The 21410-nt window shown below is 73.0% G+C and carries 23 protein-coding genes; 18 read left to right on the forward strand and 5 right to left on the reverse strand.

What is annotated here, in order from left to right; translation table 11 throughout:
- Nucleotides 1–14: 14 nt before the first annotated feature.
- Nucleotides 15–458, forward strand: a complete 444-nt coding sequence (locus ABGB11_RS30330) for an NUDIX hydrolase (protein ID WP_347638349.1) — start codon at nucleotides 15–17, stop codon at nucleotides 456–458.
- Here the strand turns inward: ABGB11_RS30330 and ABGB11_RS30335 are convergent.
- Complete coding sequence (locus tag ABGB11_RS30335) at nucleotides 455–1789, reverse strand: aminotransferase class I/II-fold pyridoxal phosphate-dependent enzyme (RefSeq protein ID WP_347638351.1); 1335 nt, start codon at nucleotides 1787–1789, stop codon at nucleotides 455–457. The genes ABGB11_RS30330 and ABGB11_RS30335 overlap by 4 nt on opposite strands.
- 131 nt (nucleotides 1790–1920) lie before the next feature.
- On the opposite strand from ABGB11_RS30335, the gene ABGB11_RS30340 reads away from it, so the two are divergent.
- The 6 genes from ABGB11_RS30340 (at nucleotide 1921) to ABGB11_RS30365 (ending at nucleotide 8773) form a co-directional block, all read left to right on the forward strand.
- A complete protein-coding gene (locus ABGB11_RS30340) occupies nucleotides 1921–2859 on the forward strand; it encodes an ABC transporter substrate-binding protein (protein WP_347638353.1) in 939 nt (312 codons plus the stop codon).
- Nucleotides 2856–3665, forward strand: coding sequence for a nitrilase-related carbon-nitrogen hydrolase (locus ABGB11_RS30345; RefSeq protein ID WP_347638355.1), 810 nt, complete (start codon nucleotides 2856–2858; stop codon nucleotides 3663–3665). Before ABGB11_RS30340 ends, ABGB11_RS30345 begins: the two co-directional genes overlap by 4 nt.
- Complete coding sequence (locus ABGB11_RS30350) at nucleotides 3662–4603, forward strand: ABC transporter substrate-binding protein (protein WP_347638357.1); 942 nt, start codon at nucleotides 3662–3664, stop codon at nucleotides 4601–4603. Before ABGB11_RS30345 ends, ABGB11_RS30350 begins: the two co-directional genes overlap by 4 nt.
- Before the next feature lie 7 nt (nucleotides 4604–4610).
- Nucleotides 4611–5549 (forward strand): amino acid ABC transporter permease, encoded by a 939-nt coding sequence (locus ABGB11_RS30355; protein WP_347638359.1) that lies wholly within the window; start codon nucleotides 4611–4613, stop codon nucleotides 5547–5549.
- 26 nt (nucleotides 5550–5575) lie between these two features.
- Nucleotides 5576–6328 (forward strand): amino acid ABC transporter ATP-binding protein, encoded by a 753-nt coding sequence (locus tag ABGB11_RS30360; protein WP_347638519.1) that lies wholly within the window; start codon nucleotides 5576–5578, stop codon nucleotides 6326–6328.
- Between the two features lie 78 nt (nucleotides 6329–6406).
- Complete coding sequence (locus ABGB11_RS30365; protein WP_347638361.1) at nucleotides 6407–8773, forward strand: penicillin acylase family protein; 2367 nt, start codon at nucleotides 6407–6409, stop codon at nucleotides 8771–8773.
- On the opposite strand, the gene ABGB11_RS30370 is transcribed toward ABGB11_RS30365, so the two are convergent.
- Nucleotides 8751–8918, reverse strand: a complete 168-nt coding sequence (locus tag ABGB11_RS30370) for a hypothetical protein (RefSeq protein ID WP_347638363.1) — start codon at nucleotides 8916–8918, stop codon at nucleotides 8751–8753. The two genes, ABGB11_RS30365 and ABGB11_RS30370, sit on opposite strands and share 23 nt — an antisense overlap.
- Nucleotides 8919–9008: 90 nt before the next feature.
- On the opposite strand from ABGB11_RS30370, the gene ABGB11_RS30375 reads away from it, so the two are divergent.
- A complete protein-coding gene (locus tag ABGB11_RS30375; RefSeq protein WP_347638365.1) occupies nucleotides 9009–9869 on the forward strand; it encodes an alpha/beta hydrolase in 861 nt (286 codons plus the stop codon).
- Here ABGB11_RS30375 and ABGB11_RS30380 read toward each other — a convergent pair.
- Nucleotides 9844–10785 carry a LysR substrate-binding domain-containing protein gene (locus ABGB11_RS30380; RefSeq protein ID WP_347638367.1) on the reverse strand — a complete coding sequence of 314 codons (942 nt, stop codon included), beginning with the start codon at nucleotides 10783–10785 and terminating at the stop codon, nucleotides 9844–9846. The genes ABGB11_RS30375 and ABGB11_RS30380 overlap by 26 nt on opposite strands.
- 111 nt (nucleotides 10786–10896) lie before the next feature.
- On the opposite strand from ABGB11_RS30380, the gene ABGB11_RS30385 reads away from it, so the two are divergent.
- The 8 genes from ABGB11_RS30385 to ABGB11_RS30420 all read left to right on the forward strand — a co-directional run bounded on the left by ABGB11_RS30385 (nucleotide 10897) and on the right by ABGB11_RS30420 (nucleotide 17661).
- Nucleotides 10897–12333: a 2-hydroxymuconic semialdehyde dehydrogenase gene (locus tag ABGB11_RS30385; RefSeq protein WP_347638369.1), complete on the forward strand. Its 1437-nt coding sequence runs from the start codon at nucleotides 10897–10899 to the stop codon at nucleotides 12331–12333.
- A gap of 11 nt (nucleotides 12334–12344) precedes the next feature.
- Nucleotides 12345–13130: a fumarylacetoacetate hydrolase family protein gene (locus ABGB11_RS30390; protein ID WP_347638370.1), complete on the forward strand. Its 786-nt coding sequence runs from the start codon at nucleotides 12345–12347 to the stop codon at nucleotides 13128–13130.
- Nucleotides 13130–13873 carry a fumarylacetoacetate hydrolase family protein gene (locus tag ABGB11_RS30395; RefSeq protein ID WP_347638372.1) on the forward strand — a complete coding sequence of 248 codons (744 nt, stop codon included), beginning with the start codon at nucleotides 13130–13132 and terminating at the stop codon, nucleotides 13871–13873. The genes ABGB11_RS30390 and ABGB11_RS30395 overlap by 1 nt, the downstream gene beginning before the upstream one ends.
- Before the next feature lie 53 nt (nucleotides 13874–13926).
- Nucleotides 13927–14370 (forward strand): RidA family protein, encoded by a 444-nt coding sequence (locus tag ABGB11_RS30400; RefSeq protein ID WP_347638374.1) that lies wholly within the window; start codon nucleotides 13927–13929, stop codon nucleotides 14368–14370.
- Nucleotides 14367–14939 (forward strand): 3-hydroxyanthranilate 3,4-dioxygenase, encoded by a 573-nt coding sequence (locus tag ABGB11_RS30405; RefSeq protein ID WP_347638376.1) that lies wholly within the window; start codon nucleotides 14367–14369, stop codon nucleotides 14937–14939. Before ABGB11_RS30400 ends, ABGB11_RS30405 begins: the two co-directional genes overlap by 4 nt.
- Entirely contained in the window at nucleotides 14932–16008 is a 1077-nt protein-coding gene (locus ABGB11_RS30410) for an amidohydrolase family protein (RefSeq protein WP_347638378.1), read from the forward strand. Before ABGB11_RS30405 ends, ABGB11_RS30410 begins: the two co-directional genes overlap by 8 nt.
- An 11-nt stretch (nucleotides 16009–16019) precedes the next feature.
- The gene (gene kynU / locus ABGB11_RS30415; protein WP_347638380.1) at nucleotides 16020–17306 is read left to right on the forward strand and encodes a kynureninase; all 1287 of its coding nucleotides are present in this window, start codon (nucleotides 16020–16022) and stop codon (nucleotides 17304–17306) included.
- Between the two features lie 151 nt (nucleotides 17307–17457).
- Nucleotides 17458–17661 carry a cold-shock protein gene (locus ABGB11_RS30420; protein ID WP_021595010.1) on the forward strand — a complete coding sequence of 68 codons (204 nt, stop codon included), beginning with the start codon at nucleotides 17458–17460 and terminating at the stop codon, nucleotides 17659–17661.
- 78 nt (nucleotides 17662–17739) lie between these two features.
- Here the strand turns inward: ABGB11_RS30420 and ABGB11_RS30425 are convergent, their stop codons facing one another.
- Together ABGB11_RS30425 and ABGB11_RS30430 are read right to left on the reverse strand one after the other, a co-directional pair.
- Nucleotides 17740–18411, reverse strand: a complete 672-nt coding sequence (locus tag ABGB11_RS30425) for a helix-turn-helix domain-containing protein (protein ID WP_347638382.1) — start codon at nucleotides 18409–18411, stop codon at nucleotides 17740–17742.
- On the reverse strand, nucleotides 18408–19631 hold the full coding sequence (locus tag ABGB11_RS30430) for an acyl-CoA dehydrogenase family protein (protein ID WP_347638384.1): 1224 nt from the start codon (nucleotides 19629–19631) through the stop codon (nucleotides 18408–18410). Before ABGB11_RS30430 ends, ABGB11_RS30425 begins: the two co-directional genes overlap by 4 nt.
- Before the next feature lie 46 nt (nucleotides 19632–19677).
- Between ABGB11_RS30430 and ABGB11_RS30435 the strand changes: the two genes are divergently transcribed.
- Nucleotides 19678–20424, forward strand: coding sequence for an SDR family NAD(P)-dependent oxidoreductase (locus tag ABGB11_RS30435; RefSeq protein ID WP_347638386.1), 747 nt, complete (start codon nucleotides 19678–19680; stop codon nucleotides 20422–20424).
- Between the two features lie 27 nt (nucleotides 20425–20451).
- Nucleotides 20452–21405, forward strand: coding sequence for an NADPH:quinone oxidoreductase family protein (locus ABGB11_RS30440; RefSeq protein WP_347638388.1), 954 nt, complete (start codon nucleotides 20452–20454; stop codon nucleotides 21403–21405).
- Nucleotides 21406–21410: the final 5 nt, after the last annotated feature.

A 21410-nucleotide genomic window follows, 5' to 3' on the forward strand; every position in this document is an offset into this window, starting at 1 on the left:
GCCTGCCTGGACGCGTGAGGGTCCGCCGAGCCGTCCGCGCCCTCCTCCTGGACGGCGACGCGCTGGTGCTGCTGCGCCGCACCCGCCCGGACCGCCCCGTCTACTGGACGACGCCGGGCGGCAAGATCGAGCCCACCGACGCGAGCCCGGAGGCCGCCCTGCGCCGGGAGTTGGACGAGGAGCTCGGCGCGACCGCGGGGCCGCTCCGCCAGGTGTTCGCGTGCGGCGAGCAGAGCCCCGACGTGCACCGCCTGAACACCTTCTACGTGTGCCGCCTGGAGACGATGGACCTGTCCCGCAGGCACGGCCCCGAGTTCGACGACCCTGCCAAGGGCCGGTACGACGTGGACCTCGTCCCGTGCACGCCCGCCGGTCTCGCGGAGATCGACCTCATTCCCGAGACCCTCGCCGCCTACCTGAGCGAGTACGCCGACGACCTTCCGGGTCTCCTCCCTTAGCGGGGGCGTGCGGCCAGCGCGATGAGGTCGGCCAGTTCAGGGAGCGGAAACGGCAGGTCGTGCAGGCGGCTCGTCGCGATCCGCAGGTGCGGCGCGGACGGGACGACCTGGTAGCGGCTGCCCGGCGCGGCGGCGACCCCGTGCGCGGCCAGCGTGACCAGAGCGTCGGACTCGTCCGCGACCGGCACCCACAGCATCAGGCCGTCGCGATTGCCCGTGGGCACGCCCCGCTCCGCGAGCGCGGCGGCCAGGCCCTCGCGGCGCTCGGTGTAGGTGCGGCGGGCATGCGCGACGGTCTCGCGGGTCGGCGGGTCGCTCAGCAGGTGCGCCAGCGCGTCCTGCAGGATGCGGCTCGTCCAGCCGGTGCCGAAGCTGCGCAGCACCCGGACCCTCTCGACCGGCTCCGCCGCGCCGCCGACGACGGCGATGCGCAGGTCGGGGCCGTGCGACTTGGAGTACGAGCGGACGAGGACGGTGCGGTCCGGCAGGTGCGTCCCGACGCTGACGGCCGGTGAGGTGGACACCTCGCCGGTCCCGTCGTCCTCGATCACCAAAGTGTTGGCGGGGGCGAGGAGCGCGGCGAGGTCGGCGGCGCGGCCGGCGGTCAGCGCGTGCCCGCGGGGTGTGTGTGCGCGCGGCTGGTACACGAACGCCGCGGGCCTGGACGTGAGGGCCTCGGCGAGCGAGCCCGGCACCGGGCCCTCGGCGTCGCAGGCGACCGGGACGATCTCCGCCCCCTGCGCCTCCAGGATGTCCAGCAGGCGGGCGCCGGTCGGGTCCTCGACGGCGATCCGGTCGCCCGGGACGGCGACGGTCTGGCAGACGAGCTGGACGCCCTCGTACCCGCCCCCGACGGTCAGGAGGCCGGGCGCGGGGAACGGCCAGTCGGGCTCGACCGCGGCGCGCAGCGCGGGCGTGATCGTCTCCCGCGTGTAGTCGTTCAGGTCCGCGGTCCGCGCGCCGGCCGCGAGCGCCGCGTCCAGGGACGGCAGCAGGGCCGGATCGGGCGCGGCGACCGCGAGGTCGATCGCGAGCCGGGTGCCGAACTCGCCGATCCGCTCGTACCGGGCCGGATGCGGGACGTTCGGCGGCCCGATCACCACCGTGCCGCGGCGCCGCTGCGCGCTCACGACGCGGTGCCGGCGCAGCGTCGTCCAGGCGTCGGCGACGGTTCCCGGGCTCACCCGCAACTCCGCGGCGAGCCCGCGGACCGTCGGCAGCCGGGTGCCCGCCGGGATCTCCCCGCTGCGGATCAGGCTCGTCAGCGCGGCGGCGATGCCCCGGGCCGACCTGTCTGCGATGCGCTCGGCCAGCCATGGCGCGTCGATCACGAACCCCTCCGGCAAAGTTTTGTGCAGTAACAAAACGCCCATTGTACTGGCTACAAACAGACCCTAGAGTCGGGACGCATCGCGCCCCGAGGCGCGTCTCCAACCCCTCCTACATGCGGAAATGGAGCGTCGTGCCGGTTCCACGGATACGCCTGGCGGTGCGGGACTGGGACCACGTCGTCCCGCTGCTGACCGGCCGGGCGCGCGCCCGCGGGGCGGCGCTGGAGATCGAGACCCGGGACATCACCCCCGACGTCCTCGCCGAGCCGGGCCTGCACGGCGGCGAGACGTCCTTCAGCCGCTACTCCCTCGGCCGCTCCGGCGGCGACGATCGCCTCGTCGGCCTGCCGGTCTTCCTGATGCGCGGCTTCCGGCAGCGCTGCGTGCTGGTCCGCCGGGACAGCCCGCTCACCTCGCCGCGGGACCTCGCGGGCGCGACGATCGGGCTCACCGGCTGGCCCGACTCCGGCAACACCTGGACGCGGGCGCTGCTGCGGGCCGAGGGCGTCGACCTGTCCGCCGTCGAATGGCGGGTCGGGCCCCTCGCCGCCGGTGAGACCGGCAAGGACCGCGTCGGCCCCCGCCCGCTGCCCGGCAACGTGCGGGTCGCGGAGACCTCCCTCGTCGAGGGCCTCGCCGGCGGGACGTTCGACGCGATCTTCACGCCGTTCATGCCGCCGGAGATGTTCACCGCCCGCGGCCGGTTCCGCCACCTGTACGGGGACTACCGGGCCGCCGAGGCCGCCTACTACGGCCGGACGGGGTTCGTCCCCGGGATCCACCTCCTCGCCCTCAAGCGCGAGGTCGTGGACGAGCACCCGTGGCTCCCCGAGGCGCTCCAGGACGCCTTCGAGGAGTCCAAGCGGATGTGGCTGGAGCGGCGCCGGCTGCTCGCCGACACCACGCCCTGGCTGCTGGACGAGCTCGAAGCGCAGGCGCGGATCTTCGGACCCGACTGGATGCCGTACGGGACCGAGGCCAACGCGGCCATGACCGCCGCGTTCTGCGAGGAACTGCACGAGCAGGGCATCGCGCCCCGCCCGATCAAGGCCGAGGAGCTCTTCGGATGAGGATCGCCGTGGGCCAGTTCGCCTCCACCGAGGACTGGCAGACCAATCTCAAGACCTGCATGGGGCTGATCGACGAGGCGGCCGAGGATGGGGCGGACCTGCTGGTCCTGCCCGAGGACTCGCTCGCCCTGTTCATCGAAGAGCCGGAGCGGATCGCCGAGGCGGCGCAGCCGCTCGACGGCCCGTTCGTGACCGGCCTGCGCGCCCGCACCGAGGGCTCGCCGACGACGGTCGTCGCCGGCGTCCACGAACCGGCCGGGGACGGCAAGGTCTTCAACACCCTCGTCGCCGTCCAGGACGGCGAGCTGGCCGCCGTCTACCGCAAGGTCCACCTGTACGACGCGTTCGGGGCGCGCGAGTCGGACCGGGTGGCGCCCGGCGACGGCGAGCCCGTCGTCCTCGACTGCGCCGGCTGGCGCGTCGGACTCATGACCTGCTACGACGTACGATTTCCGGAGATGGCCAGGCTGCTGGTCGACGCGGGCGCCGAGGTGCTCGCCGTGCCGGCGGCCTGGGTGCGCGGCCCCGCCAAGGAATGGCACTGGCAGGTCATGGTGACCGCCCGCGCGCTGGAGAACACCTGCTACGTCGCGGCCTCCGGCGAGTGCGGCCGCCGCAACATCGGATCGAGCATGGTCGTCGACCCGCTCGGCATCGTCCGCGACCGGCTGGGCGAGCGCCCGGGGCTGCTCTGGGCCATCGCCGACCGGGACGAGCTGGCCGACGCCCGCGGCCTGCTGCCCGTGCTCGCCAACCGCCGGTTCCGCGTCGACCCGTCCATCCGTCCCGTAGAGGAGTCCGCATGAGACGCGCCATCGCCGCCCTGTCCGCGGCGGCCCTGCTCGCGGGGGCCGCCGCGTGCGGGGCGAACCCGCCGGAGGCGGAGGGCATCCTGAACGGCAAGTCGTCGCAGGGCGTCGACGAGGCCCAGCTCCGCCAGACCCTCGACCGCGAGCTGCACGGCCGGCTGCCCGCGAAGAACAAGGCGTCCGGCAAGCTGATCTCGGTCAACAACGGGTCGTTCCCGCCCTACGAGATCGCCGGGTCGGACGGGCGGTCGCTGAGCGGCGCGTCCGCGGACCTGACCACCGCGCTCAGCCAGCTGCTCGGCGTCAGGATCGAGCACGTCACCGTGGACGGCCTGCCGAGCCTGCTCACCGGGATCAAGGCCGGCCGGTACGACTTCGCGATGGGCCCGGTCGGGGACTTCCCGGAGCGCGAGGCCGCCAACGACTTCGTCGACTGGGTCCGCGAGTTCGTCGTGTTCGCCGTCCCGAAGGGCAACCCGAAGCGCATCGGCTCCATCGCCGACACCTGCGGGACGAAGATCTCCGTGATGGCGGGCGGCTCCGCGGAGGACGTCGTCAAGACGCAGTCCTCCACGTGCGTGCAGGAGGGCAAGCCCGCCGTCGAGGTGCAGTCCTACAAGGACCAGCCGACCGCGATCCTCGCCGTCCGGTCGCACCGGGCCGACGGGTTCTTCTCCTCCCAGGCGCCGCTCAGCTACTTCGTCAAGCAGTCGGGCGACGACCTCGAACTCGCGGGGACCGGCAAGCCCAACGGGTTCGACGACCTGTACCAGGGCTCGGTGGTCGCCAAGGACTCGCCGCTGCGGGACGTCCTCCTCGAAGGGTTCCGCAGGCTCATGGAGAACGGCACCTACAAGAAGGTCATGACCAAGTGGGGCCTGGCCTCCAACATGCTCGACAAGCCGGGCGTGAACCTGGCGCCCAGAGAGGGGTGAACCGGACGTGACCCTGACCAAGGAGCAGTCCCGCGACACCGTCGCCGACGTCGACGTGGCGGGCGCCGCGCACGTCCGGCACCCGCTGCGGTGGGTCGCGTCGCTCATCGTGCTCGTCCTGGCCGCCCAGTTCACGCACCTGCTGTGGACCAACGACAACTTCCAGTGGGACGTCGTCGGCCGCTACATGAACGCCTCGATCATCGGCGACGGCATCGCCATCACGATCGAGCTGACCGTCATCGCGATGGCGGTCGGGATCGCGGGCGGCGTCCTGCTCGCCGTCGGGCGGCTGTCCGACAACCCGCTCCTGCGCACCGCCTGCGGCCTGTACGTGTGGTTCTTCCGCGGCGTGCCCGTCCTCGTGCAGCTCGTCATCTGGTACAACCTGTCGGCGCTGATGCCGCGGCTGTCGGTCGGCATCCCGTTCGGGCCGGAGTTCCTGCACGGCGACACCAACCACCTGATCACCCCGCTGATCGCGGCCATCCTCGGCCTCGGGCTGAACGAGGCCGCCTACATGGCGGAGATCATCCGCGGCGGCCTGCTGGCCGTCGACCCCGGCCAGACCGAGGCGGCGCAGGCGCTCGGCATGGGCGGCGCCCGCACCTTCCGCAGGATCGTGCTGCCGCAGGCGATGCGGTTCATCATCCCGCCGACCGGCAGCCAGGTGATCAACATGCTGAAGGCCACCTCGCTGGTCAGCGTGATCGCGCTCGCCGACCTGCTCTACACCGTCCAGTCGATCTACAACCGGACGTTCCAGACCATCCCGCTGCTGCTCGTCGCCTGCCTCTGGTACCTGGTGATCACCTCGATCCTGTACGTCGGGCAGTCGTTCATCGAGCACCACTACTCGCGCGGCGCGACCCGCAACGCCCCACAGGGCTTCTGGGACTTCGTCCTGATGCGGCGCCGCCGCCCCGCCCCGGAGGTGTCGCCGTGACCGCCCCTGTGAAGGAGTCCGTGCCGATGGTGCGGGCGCGCAACGTCCGCAAGAAGTTCGGGCACCTGGAGGTGCTGAAGGGCGTCGACCTCGACGTGAGCCCCGGCGAGGTCGTGGTGGTGCTCGGGCCGTCCGGGTCGGGCAAGTCGACGTTCCTGCGCTGCGTGAACCACCTGGAGACCATCGACGGGGGCTCCGTCCACGTCGACGGCGAGCTGATCGGCTTCACCGCCTCCGGCGGGAAGGTGCGGCACCTGCGCAAGCGCGACGTCACCCGGCAGCGCCGCGAGATCGGCATGGTTTTCCAGCAGTTCAACCTGTTCCCGCACCTGACCGTGCTGCAGAACGTGATCGAGGCGCCCACCGGCGTGCGCGGCGAGCCCCGCGCCGCGGCCCGCGCGCGGGCCGGCGAGCTGCTCGCCAAGGTCGGCCTCGCCGACAAGGCGGACGGCTACCCCCGGCACCTGTCCGGCGGCCAGCAGCAGCGCGTCGCGATCGCCCGCGCCCTCGCCATGCGGCCGAAGCTGATGCTGTTCGACGAGCCGACCTCGGCGCTGGACCCCGAGCTGGTCGGGGACGTCCTGGACACCATGAAGACCCTCGCCGAAGATGGGCTCACGATGATCGTCGTCACGCACGAGGTCGGCTTCGCCCGCGAGGTCGCCGACCGCGTCGTCTTCATGGACGGCGGCGTGATCGTCGAGTCGGGCCGCCCGTCCGACATCCTGGACAACCCCACCAACGAGCGGACGAAGGCGTTCCTGAGCAAGGTCCTCTAGGCCCTGGCCGGGACCGGACCTTGCCAGGACCGCCGGCATATGTCAGCTTTGCGGGGCCTCTGTGATCAAGGAGCCCCGATGCCGCGCACCGCATCGCCGGGAGCCGGAGCCGTCCTGGCCGCCGCCCTGCTGATCCCCGCCACCCTGGCGGTCCCGGGAACGGCATCCGCCGCGACCGTCGGCGGACGGACCATGTCGGCGACGATCCGCTACACCGAGTACGGCATCCCGCACATCACCGCCAAGGACTACGCCGGCCTCGGGTACGGCACCGGGTATGCGGCGGCGAAGGACAACGCCTGCCTCATCGCGCAGGGCATCGTCACCTTGCGTGGGGAACGCTCCAGGTACTTCGGGCCCTCGGAGCGGCCCGACAGGTCGTTGTCCTCTGCGTCCACCAACCTGGCCAGCGACGTCTTCTTCATGGCCGTCAACGACAGCGGGGTCGTCGAGCGGCTGGCGGCGGCGCCCGCTCCGTACGGGCCGACCGAGGACGTGCGCCGGCTCAGCCGGGGCTGGGCGGCCGGCTTCAACGGGTTCCTGCGCGAAGGCAAGGTCACCGACCCGGCCTGCAAGGGCGCCCCGTGGCTGCGGCCGATCACCGAGATGGACGTCTACCGCCGCGGCTACGCGCTGGCGATGCTCGGCGGCTCGGGCATGGTGACCGACCAGATCACCGGGGCGGAGCCGCCCGCGGGGAACGCGGTGAAGCCCTCGAAGCAGGCGCCCGGGAAGGCCGCCGAGGGTGCCCGGAACCTCATGGCGGACGCGGGCATGGGCAGCAACGCCATCGCCGTGGGCGGCGGCGCCACGGCGAACGGCCGGGGCCTCCTCCTCGGCAACCCGCACTATCCCTGGCACAACGGGCGCCGCTTCTGGCAGATGCACCAGACGATCCCCGGCGAGCTGGACGTGAGCGGCGCCGCACTGCTCGGCGCGCCCTCGGTCAACATCGGCCACACCTCGACGTTCGCCTGGAGCCACACGGTCGCGACGGGCGTCCCCTTCACGCTCACCGAGCTGCGCCTGGTGCCGGGCGACCCGACGTACTACCTCGTCGACGGCAAGAAGGAGAAGATGACCCGGCAGCGGGTCACCGTCCAGGCCAGGCAGCCCGACGGCTCGCTCAAGCCCGTCACAGCGACGCAGTGGCGCACGCGGTACGGGCCGGTCGTCACGTCAGTGTCGTCCATCGACCTGCCCTGGACGACCTGGAACGCCTACGCGATCACAGATCCGAACGCCACGAACCTGCGCCTCGCCAACACCTCGCTCGCGCTGGGCAGGGCGCGCACCACCGATGACGCCGTCCGCGCGCTGAAGCAGACCCAGGGCCTGCCGTGGGTCAACACCATCGCCGCCGACTCGCGCGGCGAGGCGCTCTTCGCCCAGATCCAGGTCCTGCCGAACGTCACCGACGCGTTCGCGGACCGCTGCAACACCCTCCTCGGCCACCTGACGTTCCGGCAGGGCGGCCTGGCGATCCTGGACGGGACGAGATCGTCCTGTGCCCCCGGCAGGGCCCCGGGCACCGTCCAGCCGGGCATCCTCGACCCCGGCCGCTACCCGGTGCTGACCCGCGCCGACTACGTCACCAACTCCAACGACAGCTACTGGCTGTCGAATCCGAACGAACCGCTCACCGGCTACGACCGCATCATCGGCGACGAGAAGGCCGCCCGCTCCCTCCGCACCCGCAGCGGCCTGGTCGCCGTCCGGGACCAGCTCGCCGGCGGGCGCTTCACACGCTCCGGCATGCAGAGCCTCGTCTTCGCCAACCGGAACCACGCGGGCGAGCTCGCGGCGTCGGGCACCGTGGCCATGTGCCGCGACATGCGCCTCGGTGAGCCCTGCGACATCCTGGCCGGGTGGGACAGGACGGCGGATGCCGGCAGCCGCGGCGCTCTGCTCTTCGACCGCTACTGGCGCAGGGCCACCGACGCATGGGACCTGTGGAAGACCCCGTTCGACGCGTCCGACCCGGTCGACACGCCCCGCGACTTCAACACGAATTCCTGGGCGGCGCGCAAGGCCCTCCGGGACGCCGTCGACGAGCTGACGTCGTCCGGCATCCCGCTCGACGCTCCGCTGGGCGACCACCAGTACGTCGTCCGCAACGGCGAGCGGATCCCGATCGGCGGCGGCACGGAGGGTCTCGGCATCCTCAACAAGATCGAGGCGCCCTGGACTCCGGGGAAGGGCTACGCCGAGGTCACGACCGGCTCCAGCTACGTACAGGTCGTCTCCTTCGACGGCGATGCCTGCCCCGACACCCGGACGCTGCTGACCTACTCCCAGTCCGCCGACCCCACCTCTCCGCACTACGCCGACCAGACCCGCTTGTTCTCGAGGAAGGCGTGGGTGACCGAACGCTTCTGCGCCGATGAGATCAGCAAGGCTCCCGGGCTCGACGTCATCAAGCTCAGCGGGAACCGAGCCGGCTGAGCCCGTCGAGAAGGCAGTTCAGCCCCTCGGTGAACGCGGTGTCCCAGCCGTCGTCACCGAGATGGCCGTGTTCGGCGAGGTTCGGATACAGGTCGCGGTTGCGGGCGACGTACTCCGCGGCGTCCTGCTCCTGAGCGTCTCGCATGACAGGGCCGCGATAGCGGGATGCCGGACGGGTATTTGATCATTCCGCCGGAGGGCGCGAGGCTGCGAGGGAACTGGGGAGGGCGTGGCAATGGACGACTGGCCGGGAAGCGGGCTCACCGACGAGGAGCTGGACGTCGCCTACAACGTGCGGCGGAAGGCGGGCCCCGAGCTGTTCGAGCGGCACATGGCGCGGTACCGGGAGATGTCCGAGCAGGCGGTCGAGGGGCTTTCCGGGCATCGCGGGATCGTCTACGACGAGGCCGGCGGCGAGCGCCTCGACGTGTGGGGAGTCGGCGGCGAGCCGCGTCCCGTGTTCGTGTTCCTGCACGGCGGCTACTGGATGGCGCTGTCGCGGGACGTGTCGTCGTTCATGGCGCGGACCCTGCACGAGCACGGCATCGCGACCGTCGTGCCCGACTACACGCTCGCGCCGAAGGCGAGCCTGGAGGAGATCGTCCGGCAGGTGCGGGCTTCCATCGCCTGGATCCACCGGCACGGGCGCGAGCACGGGCTCGATCCGCGGCGGATCGTGGTCGGGGGCAGCTCGGCGGGCGGGCACCTGACCGGCATGACGATGGTCGGCGGCTGGCAGGAGGCGCTCGGGCTGCCCGAGGACGTCGTCAAGGCGGCCATGCCGATCAGCGGGCTGTTCGACATCAGGCCGATCACCCGCATCTACGTCAACGAGAACGTGCAGCTGGACCTGGAGCGGGCGGCGGCGCTCAGCCCGGCGCTGCTCCCGGCGCGCTACCGGTGCCCGGCCGTCGTCGTGGCCGCCGAGCACGACGGGGACGGCTTCCTGGAGCAGTCGCGGCTGTTCCATCCGCTCTGGGACGCCGGCGACCTGATGATCGTGCCGGGGCGCGACCACTTCGACGTGGTCCTCGACCTGGCGGACGCCGCGTCGATGCCGGGGAAGGCGCTCATCGACCTGGTTCGCGCCGTGTGATCGCGGCGGCCTCGCGCCGCAGGTGGTCGAGCATGAGGCGGGCGGACGGGGTCGGCGCCCGGTGCGCGGGCAGCGTGACCCCCACCTGGCGGCGGACGGGCTCCAGCGGCACCGGCAGCGGCGCGATGTCGGCGTCGGTGCGGGCGACGAGCTCGGGGAGCGCGGCGATCATGTCGGTGTCGCGGACCAGCGTGCGGACGGTCAGGACCGACGTGCACTCGACCAGGTTCCCGGGCGGTTCGAGGCCTTCGGCGCGGAAGACCTGCTCCAGCTCGGTGCGCAGCGCCGTCTGTTCGAGGGGCAGCACCCACGGGTAGGCGAGCAGGTCGGCGAGGCACGGGTCCGGAAGGGACCGGGCCGGATGGCCGCGGCGGGCGACGAGGCGGACCGGCTCGCCGTAGAGGGTGATCTGCCGGAGGCCGCGCAGGTCGTCGATCGGGTTGAGGCGGCCGAGGATGAGGTCGATCTCGCCGTCCAGCAGGCGCGGCACCTGGGCGTCGAACGTGGCCTCCTGGACGATGACGGTGATGCCCGGCCTGTCCTGCTTCAACGCCGCGATCGCCCGGGGGAGCAGGACGTTGGAGCCGGCCAGCAGCGTGCCGATGGTGACGGTGCCGACCGCGCCGTCCGCGAGCCCGGTGATGCGCTCGCCGGCGCGGCGCAGCTCGGCCAGGACGGCGCGGGCGTGCTCGACGAACACCTCGCCGAACATCGTGGGCGTCACCCCGCGCGGGCCGCGGGTGAACAGGTCGACGCCGAGGATGCCCTCGGCCTCGCGCAGGCTGCGCGTCACCGCGGGCTGCGCCAGGTGCAGGTGCTCCGCGGCCCGCAGCACGCTTCCCTGGTCGGCGATGGCGACCACGAGCACGAGGTGCCGCAGCTTCAGCCGCCCGTTGAGCAGATCGATCGCGCGCATGCCGCCTTACTATCACGAGTTCGTGATAGCTCCCAGGCTGTTTGGTATTTGCCAGGCATACCCGGGCGGGCGGAGGATCGGGGAGTGCCGAAGCGTCCGGGAGGAACTGGAATGAAGGCCGAGCACTACGTCGGCGGGGTGTTCCGTTCGGACGGGCAGGCCTTCCCGCTCATCGCGCCGGTGGACGGCACCGAGCTGGGCTCCGTCCCCGAGGCGACGCGGGAGGTCGTCGACGACGCGGTGGCGGCCGCGCGGGCCGCGCTGAAGGGCGCGTGGGGATCGGCGGGGACCGGTGACCGGGCGGCCGCGCTGCGGCGGATCGCCGACGGCGTCCAGGAGCGGTTCGAGGAGTTCGTCGACGCCGAGGTCGCCGACACCGGCAAGCCGCGGGACCTCGCCTCGACCGTCGACGTCCCGCGGGCGATCGGCAACTTCCGCGCGTACGCCGACCTGCTGTACGGGCGCCCCGAACGGGCGTACATGACCCAGGTGCCCGGGTGGAGCGGCGGGACGGGCGAGGCGCTCAACTACACCGTGCGCAAGCCGCTCGGCGTGGTCGCGGTCATCTCGCCCTGGAACCTCCCGCTGCTGCTGCTCACCTGGAAGGTCGCGCCGGCGCTCGCGGCCGGGAACGCCGTCGTCGCCAAGCCGTCCGAGGAGACCCCGTCCACCGCGACCCTCCTCGCGCGGGTCATCGACGAGGCCGGGCTCCCGGACGGCGCGTTTAACCTGGTGCACGGGCACGGCGCGGGCGCGGCGGGGGAGTTCCTCACCGGCCATCCCGGCGTGGACGCGATCGCGTTCACCGGCGAGTCGGCCACCGGCACCGCGATCATGCGCAACGCCGCGGACCACGTCACGCCCGTCTCGTTCGAGCTGGGCGGCAAGAACCCGGCGCTCGTCTTCGCCGACGCCGATCTCGACGCGGCCCTGGACGGCACGGTCCGCTCGTCCTTCACCCACTCCGGCCAGATCTGCCTCTGCACCGAGCGCGTCTACGTCGAGCGGCCCGTCTTCGAGGAGTTCACCGCGAGGCTCGGCGAGCGCGCCCGGGCGCTGGACGGCTACGGGCCGATGATCTCGGCGGAGCACCGGGACAAGGTCCTGTCGTACTACCGGCTCGCCCGCGAGGAGGGCGCCACGGTCGTCGCGGGCGGCGGCGTGCCGGAGTTCGGCGACGCCCGCGACGGCGGCTTCCACGTCGAGCCGACCGTGCTCACCGGGCTCCCGGAGACGGCCCGCACGGTGAAGGAGGAGATCTTCGGCCCGGTCTGCCACGTCGCGCCGTTCGACACCGAGGAGGAGGCCGTCGCGCTCGCCAACGACAGCGTGTACGGACTCGCGGCCACGGTGTGGACGCGGGACCTGTCGAGGGCGCACCGGGTATCGCCGCGTCTCGAAACGGGCATCGTCTGGGTGAACTGCTGGAACCTGCGGGACCTGCGCACGCCGTTCGGCGGCGTCAAGGCGTCCGGAATCGGCAGGGAAGGCGGAGAGTACTCGCTGGACTTCTTCTCCGATCCCGTCAACATCTGCGTCCAGATCTGAGAGCGAGCCCCGTGACCACCGACATCGACGCCGCCGCCGACCGGCTCCTCGGCGCCTACGCGACCGGCACCCCGTGCGCGCCCGTCCGCGACCTGATCACGGCCGCGGACGACGCCTACGCCGTCCAGGACCGGCTCACCGAACGCTGGCTCGGGCAGGGCCGCCGGCTCGCCGGACGCAAGATCGGCCTCACGTCGCGGGCGGTGCAGCGGCAGATCGGGGTGGACAGCCCGGACTTCGGCATGCTGTTCGCCGACATGGCCGTCCCGGACGGGGAGGAGGTCCCCGCCGGGGCCGTCCTGCAGCCGCGCGCCGATGCCGAGGTCGCGCTGGTGCTCGACCGGGATCTGACTCACGAACGGCACACCGTCGCCGACGTGATCCGCGCGACCGCGTTCGCGCTGCCCGCCATCGAGGTGGTCGGCAGCCGCGTCCGCGACTGGGACATCACGCTCGCCGACACCGTCGCCGACAACGCCTCGTCCGGCATGTACGTCCTCGGCAACCGCCCCGTCCCGCTCACCGGCGTCGACCTGCGGCTGTGCGGGATGGTGATGGAGCGGCGCGGCGTGCAGGTCTCCACCGGCAACGGCGCGGCCTGCCTCGGCCATCCGCTGAACGCGGCGCTGTGGCTCGCCGACACCCTCGTCGCGGTCGGCCGCCCGCTGCGCGCCGGCGACACCGTGCTGACCGGCGCGCTCGGCCCCGTGGTCCCGGCCGCCCCCGGCGACGTGTTCGAGGCGCGCATCGACGGGCTCGGCGACGTCCGCGTCGCGTTCGGCAAGGAGGACTCGTGATGGTGGACGTGCACGCGCTGGCCGCGACGCTGGACGAGGCCGCCCGCGACGTGCGGGCGATCCCGAAGCTCACCGCGAGGACGCCGCTGGACGTCGCGACCGCCTACGCGGTGCAGCGCGCCGGGATCGACCTGCGGCTGCGGCGGGGCGAGCGCGTCGCCGGGGTGAAGATGGGCTTCACCAGCCGCGCCAAGATGGTCCAGATGGGCGTGGACGACGTCATCTGGGGCCTGCTGACCGACGGGATGCCGGCCGAGGCGTCGGTGGACGTGTCGCGCCTCATCCATCCCCGGATCGAGCCCGAGATCGCCTACCTGATCGGGCGGGAGGTCCGCTCCGCCGCCGGGGTCGAGTCCGCCGTGGCCGGGGTCGCGGTCGGGTTCGAGGTGCTCGACTCCCGCTACACCGGCTTCGAGTTCACGCTCCCGGACGTCATCGCCGACAACGCGTCGGCGGCCCGGTTCGGGTTCGGGACCTGGCACCCGCCCCGCGACGTGTCCAACGTCGGGCTGCTCATGGAGATCGACGGGCGTCCGGTCCAGACGGGCTCGTCGGCCGCGATCCTCGGCGACCCGGCGCGGGCGCTGCGGGCTGCGGCGCGGCTCGCGGTGGGCGCCGGGATGGCCCTCGAACCGGGCTGGATCGTCCTCGCCGGCGCCGCGACGGCCGCCGTGCCGCTGCCGAAGGACGCCCACGTCCGCGTGACCGGCGCGGGCCTGGGAAGTGTGGAGGTCACCACATGATGAGCGGAGCGAACCGGGGGGTGCGGGGGGTCGGCTCCCCGCAGAGGACAGGGATGAGTGACGCGATCCTCGTCGAAGGCAAGGCCCGGCCGCGCGGCCGGTTCCCGCACGTGCGGCGGGCGGGCGACTTCGTGTTCGTGTCCGGGACGAGCTCGCGCCGCCCCGACGGCACGTTCGCCGGAGCGTGCGCCGACGCGATGGGGGTCACCGACCTCGACATCCGCGAGCAGACCCGCGCCGTCATCGAGAACATCCGGGATCTGCTGGAGGCCGCCGGCGGCGGGCTGTCCGACGCCGTGAACGTCACCGCCTATCTGGTCAGCATGAACGACTTCGGCGGCTACAACGAGGTGTACGGCGAGTACTTCGACGAGACCGGCCCCGCCCGCACGACCGTGGCCGTCCACCAGCTCCCGCACCCGCATCTGCTCGTGGAGATGTCGTGCGTCGCGCACATCCCCCTCGGAACGTCGACCGGTGAGGAGGCCGGAGCATGACCCTGCCGCAGCTCTCGTACGGGCGCCCCTTCAATTTCGAGGCCTGGATCGACGAGCACCGCGACCTGCTGAAACCGCCGGTCGGCAATGTCCAGGTGTTCGACGAGGCCGGGCTGATCATCATGGTGGTCGGCGGCCCGAACCAGCGCACCGACTTCCACGACGACCCGATCGAGGAGTTCTTCTACCAGCTCAAGGGCAACATGGTCCTGCGCGTCATGGAGGAGGAGGGCCGCCCGCCCACCGACCTTCAGATCAACGAGGGCGACGTCTTCCTGCTGCCGCCGCACGTCCGGCACTCGCCGCAGCGGCCCGAGGCCGGGTCCATCGGCCTCGTCGTGGAGATCCCGCGCCCCGAAGGAACGAAGGAGGCGTTCGAGTGGTACTGCACCGAGTGCCACCACCTCGTCCACCGCGCCGAACTGCAGGTCCGCTCGATCGTCGACGACCTGCCGCCCGCGTTCGAGGGCTTCTACGGCAGTGACCGCAAGTGCCCCAACTGCGGCGCGATCCACCCGGGCAAGAAGTGGCCGCAGACGATGACCCCGACCACGGCGCCCCGTGTCTGAGCACGCCGTGCCCGAGGGCGGTCCGCTGAGGGTCGTCGACGTCCACGCCCATGCCTTCCCCCGCATCACGCGGGAGGAATGCCGGGTTCTCGGCGCGGGAGCGCCGTGGCTGCGCGTCGACGGCGGCGGCAGCGGCATGATGATGAGCGGGGACGACGAGTTCCGCCCCGTGGGCGACGCGCTCTGGGACCCCGCGCGCCGCGTCGCCGACATGGACGCCGCCGGCGTCGACGTCCAGGCCGTCTCGTCCACCCCGCTGATGTTCGGCTACGCGGCCGAGCCGTCGCGCGCCGCCGACTGGTGCGAGCTGGTCAACGAGCGGATCCTGGCGCTCTGCGCGCACGCGCCGGACCGCCTGCTCCCGCTGTGCCAGGTCCCTCTCCAGGACGCCGCCCTCGCCTGCGACGTCGCGACCCGCGCCGCCGCGGCCGGCCACCGCGGCGTCCACATCGGCACCCACGTCGGCGCCCGCAACCTCGACGACGACGGGATCACCGCGTTCCTCGCGCACTGCGCCCGGATCGGGCTGCCCGTCCTCGCGCACCCCTGGGACATGCTCGGCGCCGACCGGATGCGCGGCCACATGCTGCCGTGGCTGTCCGGGATGCCCGCCGAGACGCAGCTGAGCATCCTCGGGCTGATGCTGTCCGGCGCGTTCGAGCGCATCCCGCAGTCGCTGCGGCTGTGCTTCTGCCACGGCGGCGGCAGCTTCGCGTTCCTGCTCGGCCGGGCCGACAACGCGTGGCGCCGGCGCGACATCGTCCGCGCCGACTCGCCCCGCCCGCCGTCGGAGTACGTCGGCCGCTTCCACGTCGACTCGGCCGTGTTCGACCCGCGGGCGCTCCGGCTGCTCGTCGACGTCATGGGCACCGGCCGGGTGATGCTCGGCACCGACTACCCGTTCCCGCTCGGCGAGGAGGAGCCGGGAGCGGCGATCCGGGCCTGCCCCGGACTGGACGACACCGGCCGCGCGCGGCTCCTCGGCGGCAACGCGGCGGCGTTCTTCGCCCGGCCGGACGTGCCCGCCCCCGCCGCGGCGGACCCGGCCGTCGCCGGGACCGCACCGTGAGGAAGGACGCCGTGAGCGACGAGGACGAGGCCCGCCGGCTCGACGAGACCGACCCGCTGCCCACGCTGCGCGGCGAGTTCCTCGTCCCGCCCGCGCCCGGCGGGACCTGCGAGGAGGCCGCCTACTTCGCCGGCAACTCCCTCGGCCTCCAGCCGCGGAGCGTGGCCGGGCGGCTCCGCGAGGAGCTGGACGACTGGGCGCGGCTGGCCGTCGAGGCGCACACGCGGGGGCGCCGCCCGTGGGTGGACTACCACGAGCTGCTCCGCGAGCCCGCCGCCCGGCTCGTCGGCGCGCGACCCCACGAGGTCGTCGCGATGAACTCGCTGACCGTCAACCTGCACCTGCTGATGGCGAGCTTCTACCGGCCGTCCGGGAGGCGGACCCGCATCCTCATCGAGGACACCGCGTTCCCGTCCGACTCGTACGCGGTCGCCAGCCAGGCCGTCCACCACGGGCTCGACCCGGCCGCGACGGTCGTGCGGCTGCGGCCCCGCGACGGCGAGGACAACCTGCGCACCGAGGACGTCCTCGCCCTGCTCGAAAGCGAGGGCGACACGATCGCGCTGGTCCTGCTCGGCGGCGTCAACTACCTGACCGGCCAGCTCATCGACATGGCGGCGATCACCAAGGCGGGCCGGGCCGCCGGCGCCGCCGTCGGCTGGGACCTCGCGCACGCCGCCGGGAACGTTCCCCTCCGGCTGCACGACTGGGACGCCGACTTCGCCGCGTGGTGCACCTACAAGTACCTCAACGGCGGGCCGGGCGCGGTCGCCGGATGCTTCGTCCACGAGCGGCACGTCCGGGACGCCTCGGTGCCGAAGCTGCAGGGCTGGTGGGGCACCGACCCCGCGGTCCGGTTCCGGATGGGGCCCGGCATCGCGCCGCCGGCGTCCGCCGACGCCTGGCAGCTGTCCAACCCGCCGATCATGGCGCTGGCGCCCGTCCTGGCGTCCCTGGAGATCTTCGACCGGGTCGGGATGGACGCGCTGCGCGCCAAGAGCGAGCGCCTCACCGGCTACCTGGCGTCCCGGCTGCGCGCGGCCGGCCTGGAGATCATCACGCCGGCCGACCCGGCGGCCCGCGGCGCCCAGCTCTCGCTGCGGGTGGCGGACGCCGGCGGGCTCGTCCGCGCGCTCGCCGACCGGCACGGGGTGATCGCCGACGCCCGCGAGCCCGACGTCGTCCGGCTCGCGCCCGTCCCGCTGTACTGCACCTTCCACGACTGCCACCGGGCCGCCGCGGCACTCGCCGATCTTGCACAGGGTGTCGGTTCCCCCAACCGGGGCCGCATCGGGTAAGTTCGGGGTGTTGCACGATGGCGTCCGGCCGCGGCCGGGCACCAGGCAGTCTCGAAGCGTTTTCTCCGGGTGACCGGCGGGCGTGAGGGAGTCCGCTGCAGCCCGGCCCGCCGACCGGCGGGCCGGTGACGTCCACCCGGAAGGAAAGATCATGGCCGAAGGCACCGTGAAGTGGTTCAACTCCGAAAAGGGCTTCGGGTTCATCGCGCCCGACGGCGGCGGCCCGGACGTGTTCGTCCACTACTCGGCGATCGCCACCAACGGCTACCGCAGCCTTGACGAGAACCAGCGCGTCGCGTTCGAGATCACGCAGGGCCAGAAGGGCCCGCAGGCCGAGAACGTCTCCCCGCTCTAACCGCGGCGGATTCAGCGCATCGAGGCCGGGGACGCTCGCCGTCCCCGGCCTTTCGCATGCCCGCGGGCCGGCGGCGCCCTACTCCCTGGGCAGCCGCTCGCCGGTGCGGAGCCGGTCGAGGCCGAGCCAGATGAACTCCACGGCCATCTGCTCCGCGCGCTCGCGCGGGGTGTCCGGGTGCTCCAGCCACCACGACACCATCGACAGCATCGACCCGTACATCAGCGGGACGAGCAGCCGCGCCCGCCGCTCGTTCACCTCCAGCGCGGCGGGAGACAGGGCCGGGTCGGCGCGGCGGCGGCGCAGCAGCAGGTCGGCGAAGGCGGTGCCGAGCCGGTCGCGCAGCTCCCGCAGCTCCAGCCCCACCTCGGGCTTGTCCAGGTGCCGGACCACGAGCGCCCACGCGTCCGGCTCCTCGGTCGCGTAGTCGAACAGCACCCGGATCATCGCCCGGATGCCGTCGGCCGAGCCGTGCGCCGCCAGAACGGCCTCGTTCAGCCGGCCGGTCAGCTCGGCGACGATCGCCTCGGTGACCTCGGCGAACAGCTCCTCCTTCGAGGTGAAGTGCTGGTACAGCAGCGCCTTCGACACCTGCGCGGCGGCCGCCACGTGCTCCATCTGGGTGAGGTGGTAGCCGCGCCTGCCGAACTCCTCCAGCGCCACCCGGAGCAGCTGCTCGCGCCGCCGGGCGTGCGGCATCCGCCGCCGCGTGCCCGCGGCCGGCGCGACCTCCCCCGTGTCACCGGTCATGTGCCGAGGTACCTGCCCAGCTCGGCGCGCGCCACGGACCGGACGTGGACCTCGTCCGGCCCGTCCGCCAGGCGCAGCGTGCGCAGGCCGGCCCACATCGCGGCCAGCGGGGTGTCGTCGCTGACGCCGGCGCCGCCGTGCACCTGGATGGCGCGGTCGACGACCTCCAGTGCGACGCGCGGGGCGACCACCTTGATGGCCGCCACCTCCGACCTCGCCGCCTGGACGCCGTGCCTGTCGATCATCCAGGCGGTCTTGAGCGTGAGCAGCCGCGCCTGCTCGATCGCCATCCGCGACTCGGCGATCTGCTCGCGCACCACGCCCTGCTTGGCGAGCGGGCCGCCGAACGCCACGCGGGAGACCGCGCGCTCGCACATCAGCTCCAGCGCCCGCTCGGCCATCCCGACCGCGCGCATGCAGTGGTGGATGCGGCCGGGGCCGAGCCGGGCCTGCGCGATCGCGAAGCCGCCGCCCTCCTCGCCGACGAGGTTCTCCACCGGGACGCGGACGTCGGTGAAGGTGATCTCGCAGTGGCCGTGCTGGTCCTGGTAGCCGAACACGGGCAGCGGGCGGACGACCTCGACCCCGGGCGCGTCCAGCGGGACCAGCACCATCGACTGCTGCCGGTACGGGTGCCCCTCAGGGTCCGTCTTGCCCATCACGATCATGATCTTGCAGCGCGGGTCGGCGGAGCCGCTGATCCACCACTTGCGGCCGTTGATCACGTAGTGGTCGCCGTCCCGCTCGATGCGGGTGGAGATGTTGGTGGCGTCCGAGCTCGCCACGTCCGGCTCGGTCATCGCGAACGCGCTGCGGATCTCGCCGTTCAGCAGCGGCGTGAGCCACCGCTCCTTCTGCTCGGGCGTCCCGAACAGGTGCAGGACCTCCATGTTGCCCGTGTCGGGCGCCGCGCAGTTAATGGCCTCGGGCGCCAGGCCGGGGGAGCGCCCCGTCACCTCGGCGAGCGAGGCGTAGTCGGTGACGCTGAGCCCGTGCGCGGGGTCCTCGCTGCCGGGGAGGAAGAGGTTCCAGAGGCCCCGCTTGCGGGCCTCCACCTTCAGGTCCTCGACGATCTGCGGGACGTGGTGCTCGCGTCCGGCCGTGCGCAGCTCCGCCCGCTGGGCGGCGTAGACCGGCTCGGCCGGGTAGACGTGGGAGTCCATGAATTCCTGGAGGCGGCCGAGGTACTCCTCGGCCCGCCCGCTCAAACCGAAGTCCATTCCGCTAGAGTAACTGACGAGTCAGTTACTTCGGGAAGGAGTCCCCATGCCAGCCTTCGACGGCACCGGCAAGGTCGCCCTGATCACGGGCGGATCCAACGGCATCGGCGCCGCGGTCGCGCGCCGGCTCGCCGGCGCGGGTGCCCGCGTGGTCCTCGCGGACGTCGACGCGGAGGCCGGGGACGCGCTGGCGAAGGAGCTGGACGGGGCGTTCGTCCGCTGCGACGTCCGCGAGCCCGAGGCGAGCGAGGTCGCCGTGGCGGCCGCCGTCGAGCGGTTCGGGGGCCTGGACGTGGCGTTCCTCAACGCCGGGGTCGCCGGGGGCGGCGGCGTGGGGGACGACTTCGACCTCGCCGCGTACCGGCGGGCCATGGGCGTCAATCTCGACGGCGTCGTGTTCGGCGTGCACGCCGCGCTGCCGGCCCTGCGCGCCCGCGGCGGCGGCGACATCGTCGCGACCGCCAGCATGGCCGCGCTGACCGCGACGCCGTTCGACCCCGTCTACGGTGCGAACAAGGCCGCCGTCGTCGGCCTCGTGCGCGCCCTGGGCCCGACCTTCGCCGAGGAGGGCATCCGCGTGAACGCGCTCTGCCCCTCCTTCGCCGACACAGACATACTCACGCCGATGAAGGGGCGGCTTGAGGAGACCGGCTTCCCGATCCTGGACGTGGGCGACGTCGTCGAGGCGTTCATGCGCATCCTGGACGCCGACGGGACCGGCGAGGCGTGGTACGTCGTTCCGGGACGCCCGTCCGAGCCCTTCACGTTCCGCGGCGTCCCCGGCCCCCGCTGAGCGGGTATCAGGCCCTTGAGGAGAGTCATGCGCGCGATCCAGATCACCGAGTTCGGCGGGCCCGAGGTCCTGAACGTCACCGAGCTGCCCGACCCGGTCGCCGGGCCGGGCCATCTGCTCATCGACGTCGCGCGGGCCGGGATCAACTACGCCGACACCCACCAGGCCGAGAACAGCTACCTGGCGGCGTCCACGCTGCCGATGGTGCCGGGCGGCGAGGTCGTCGGCACCGCCGGGGACCGCCGCGTCGTCGCGCTCGTCGGCACCGGCGGCTACGCCGAGAAGGCCGTCGCGCCCGAGGCGCTGGCCTGGGACGTCCCGGACGCCATCGACGACGTCACCGCGCTCGGCATGATCGTCCAGGGCGCGTCGGCGTGGCTGCTGCTGCGCCGCAGCGTGCACCTGGCGCCGGGCGAGTCCGTGGTCGTGCACGCCGCCGCGGGCGGGGTCGGGACGCTCGCCGTCCAGCTCGCCAAGGCCTGGGGCGCCGGCCGCGTCATCGCCACCGCGTCGTCGGAGGACAAGCGCTCGCTCGCCCTCGAACTCGGCGCCGATGTCGCGATCGACGCGAACGAGCCCGACCTCAAGGACGCGCTCATCGAGGCCAACGAGGGCAGGCGCGTCGACACCGTGCTGGAGATGACCGGCGGCACGGTCACCGACCAGAGCCTGCGCGCCCTCGCCCCGTTCGGCCGCCTCGCCTTCTACGGCATGGCCTCGCGCGAGGAGCCGTCGCCCGTCCGGCCCGCCGCGCTGATGGCGCACTCCACCACGATCTCGGGCATGTGGCTGGCGCACGTCTTCCGGCTGCCCGGCGACGTGATGGGCCAGGCCCTGGACGAGCTGTTCGGCCTCGCCGCGGAGGGCCGCCTGCGCGTGGTCGCCGGCGGCGAGTACGGGCTCACCGAGGTGCGGCGGGCCCACGAGGATCTGCGCGCCCGCCGCACCACCGGCAAGCTCGTCCTCGACCCTTCGCGCTGACCGGC

This window comes from Actinomadura sp. B10D3 (genome assembly GCF_039871695.1).
Classification (GTDB): Bacteria; Actinomycetota; Actinomycetes; order Streptosporangiales; family Streptosporangiaceae; genus Spirillospora; species Spirillospora madurae.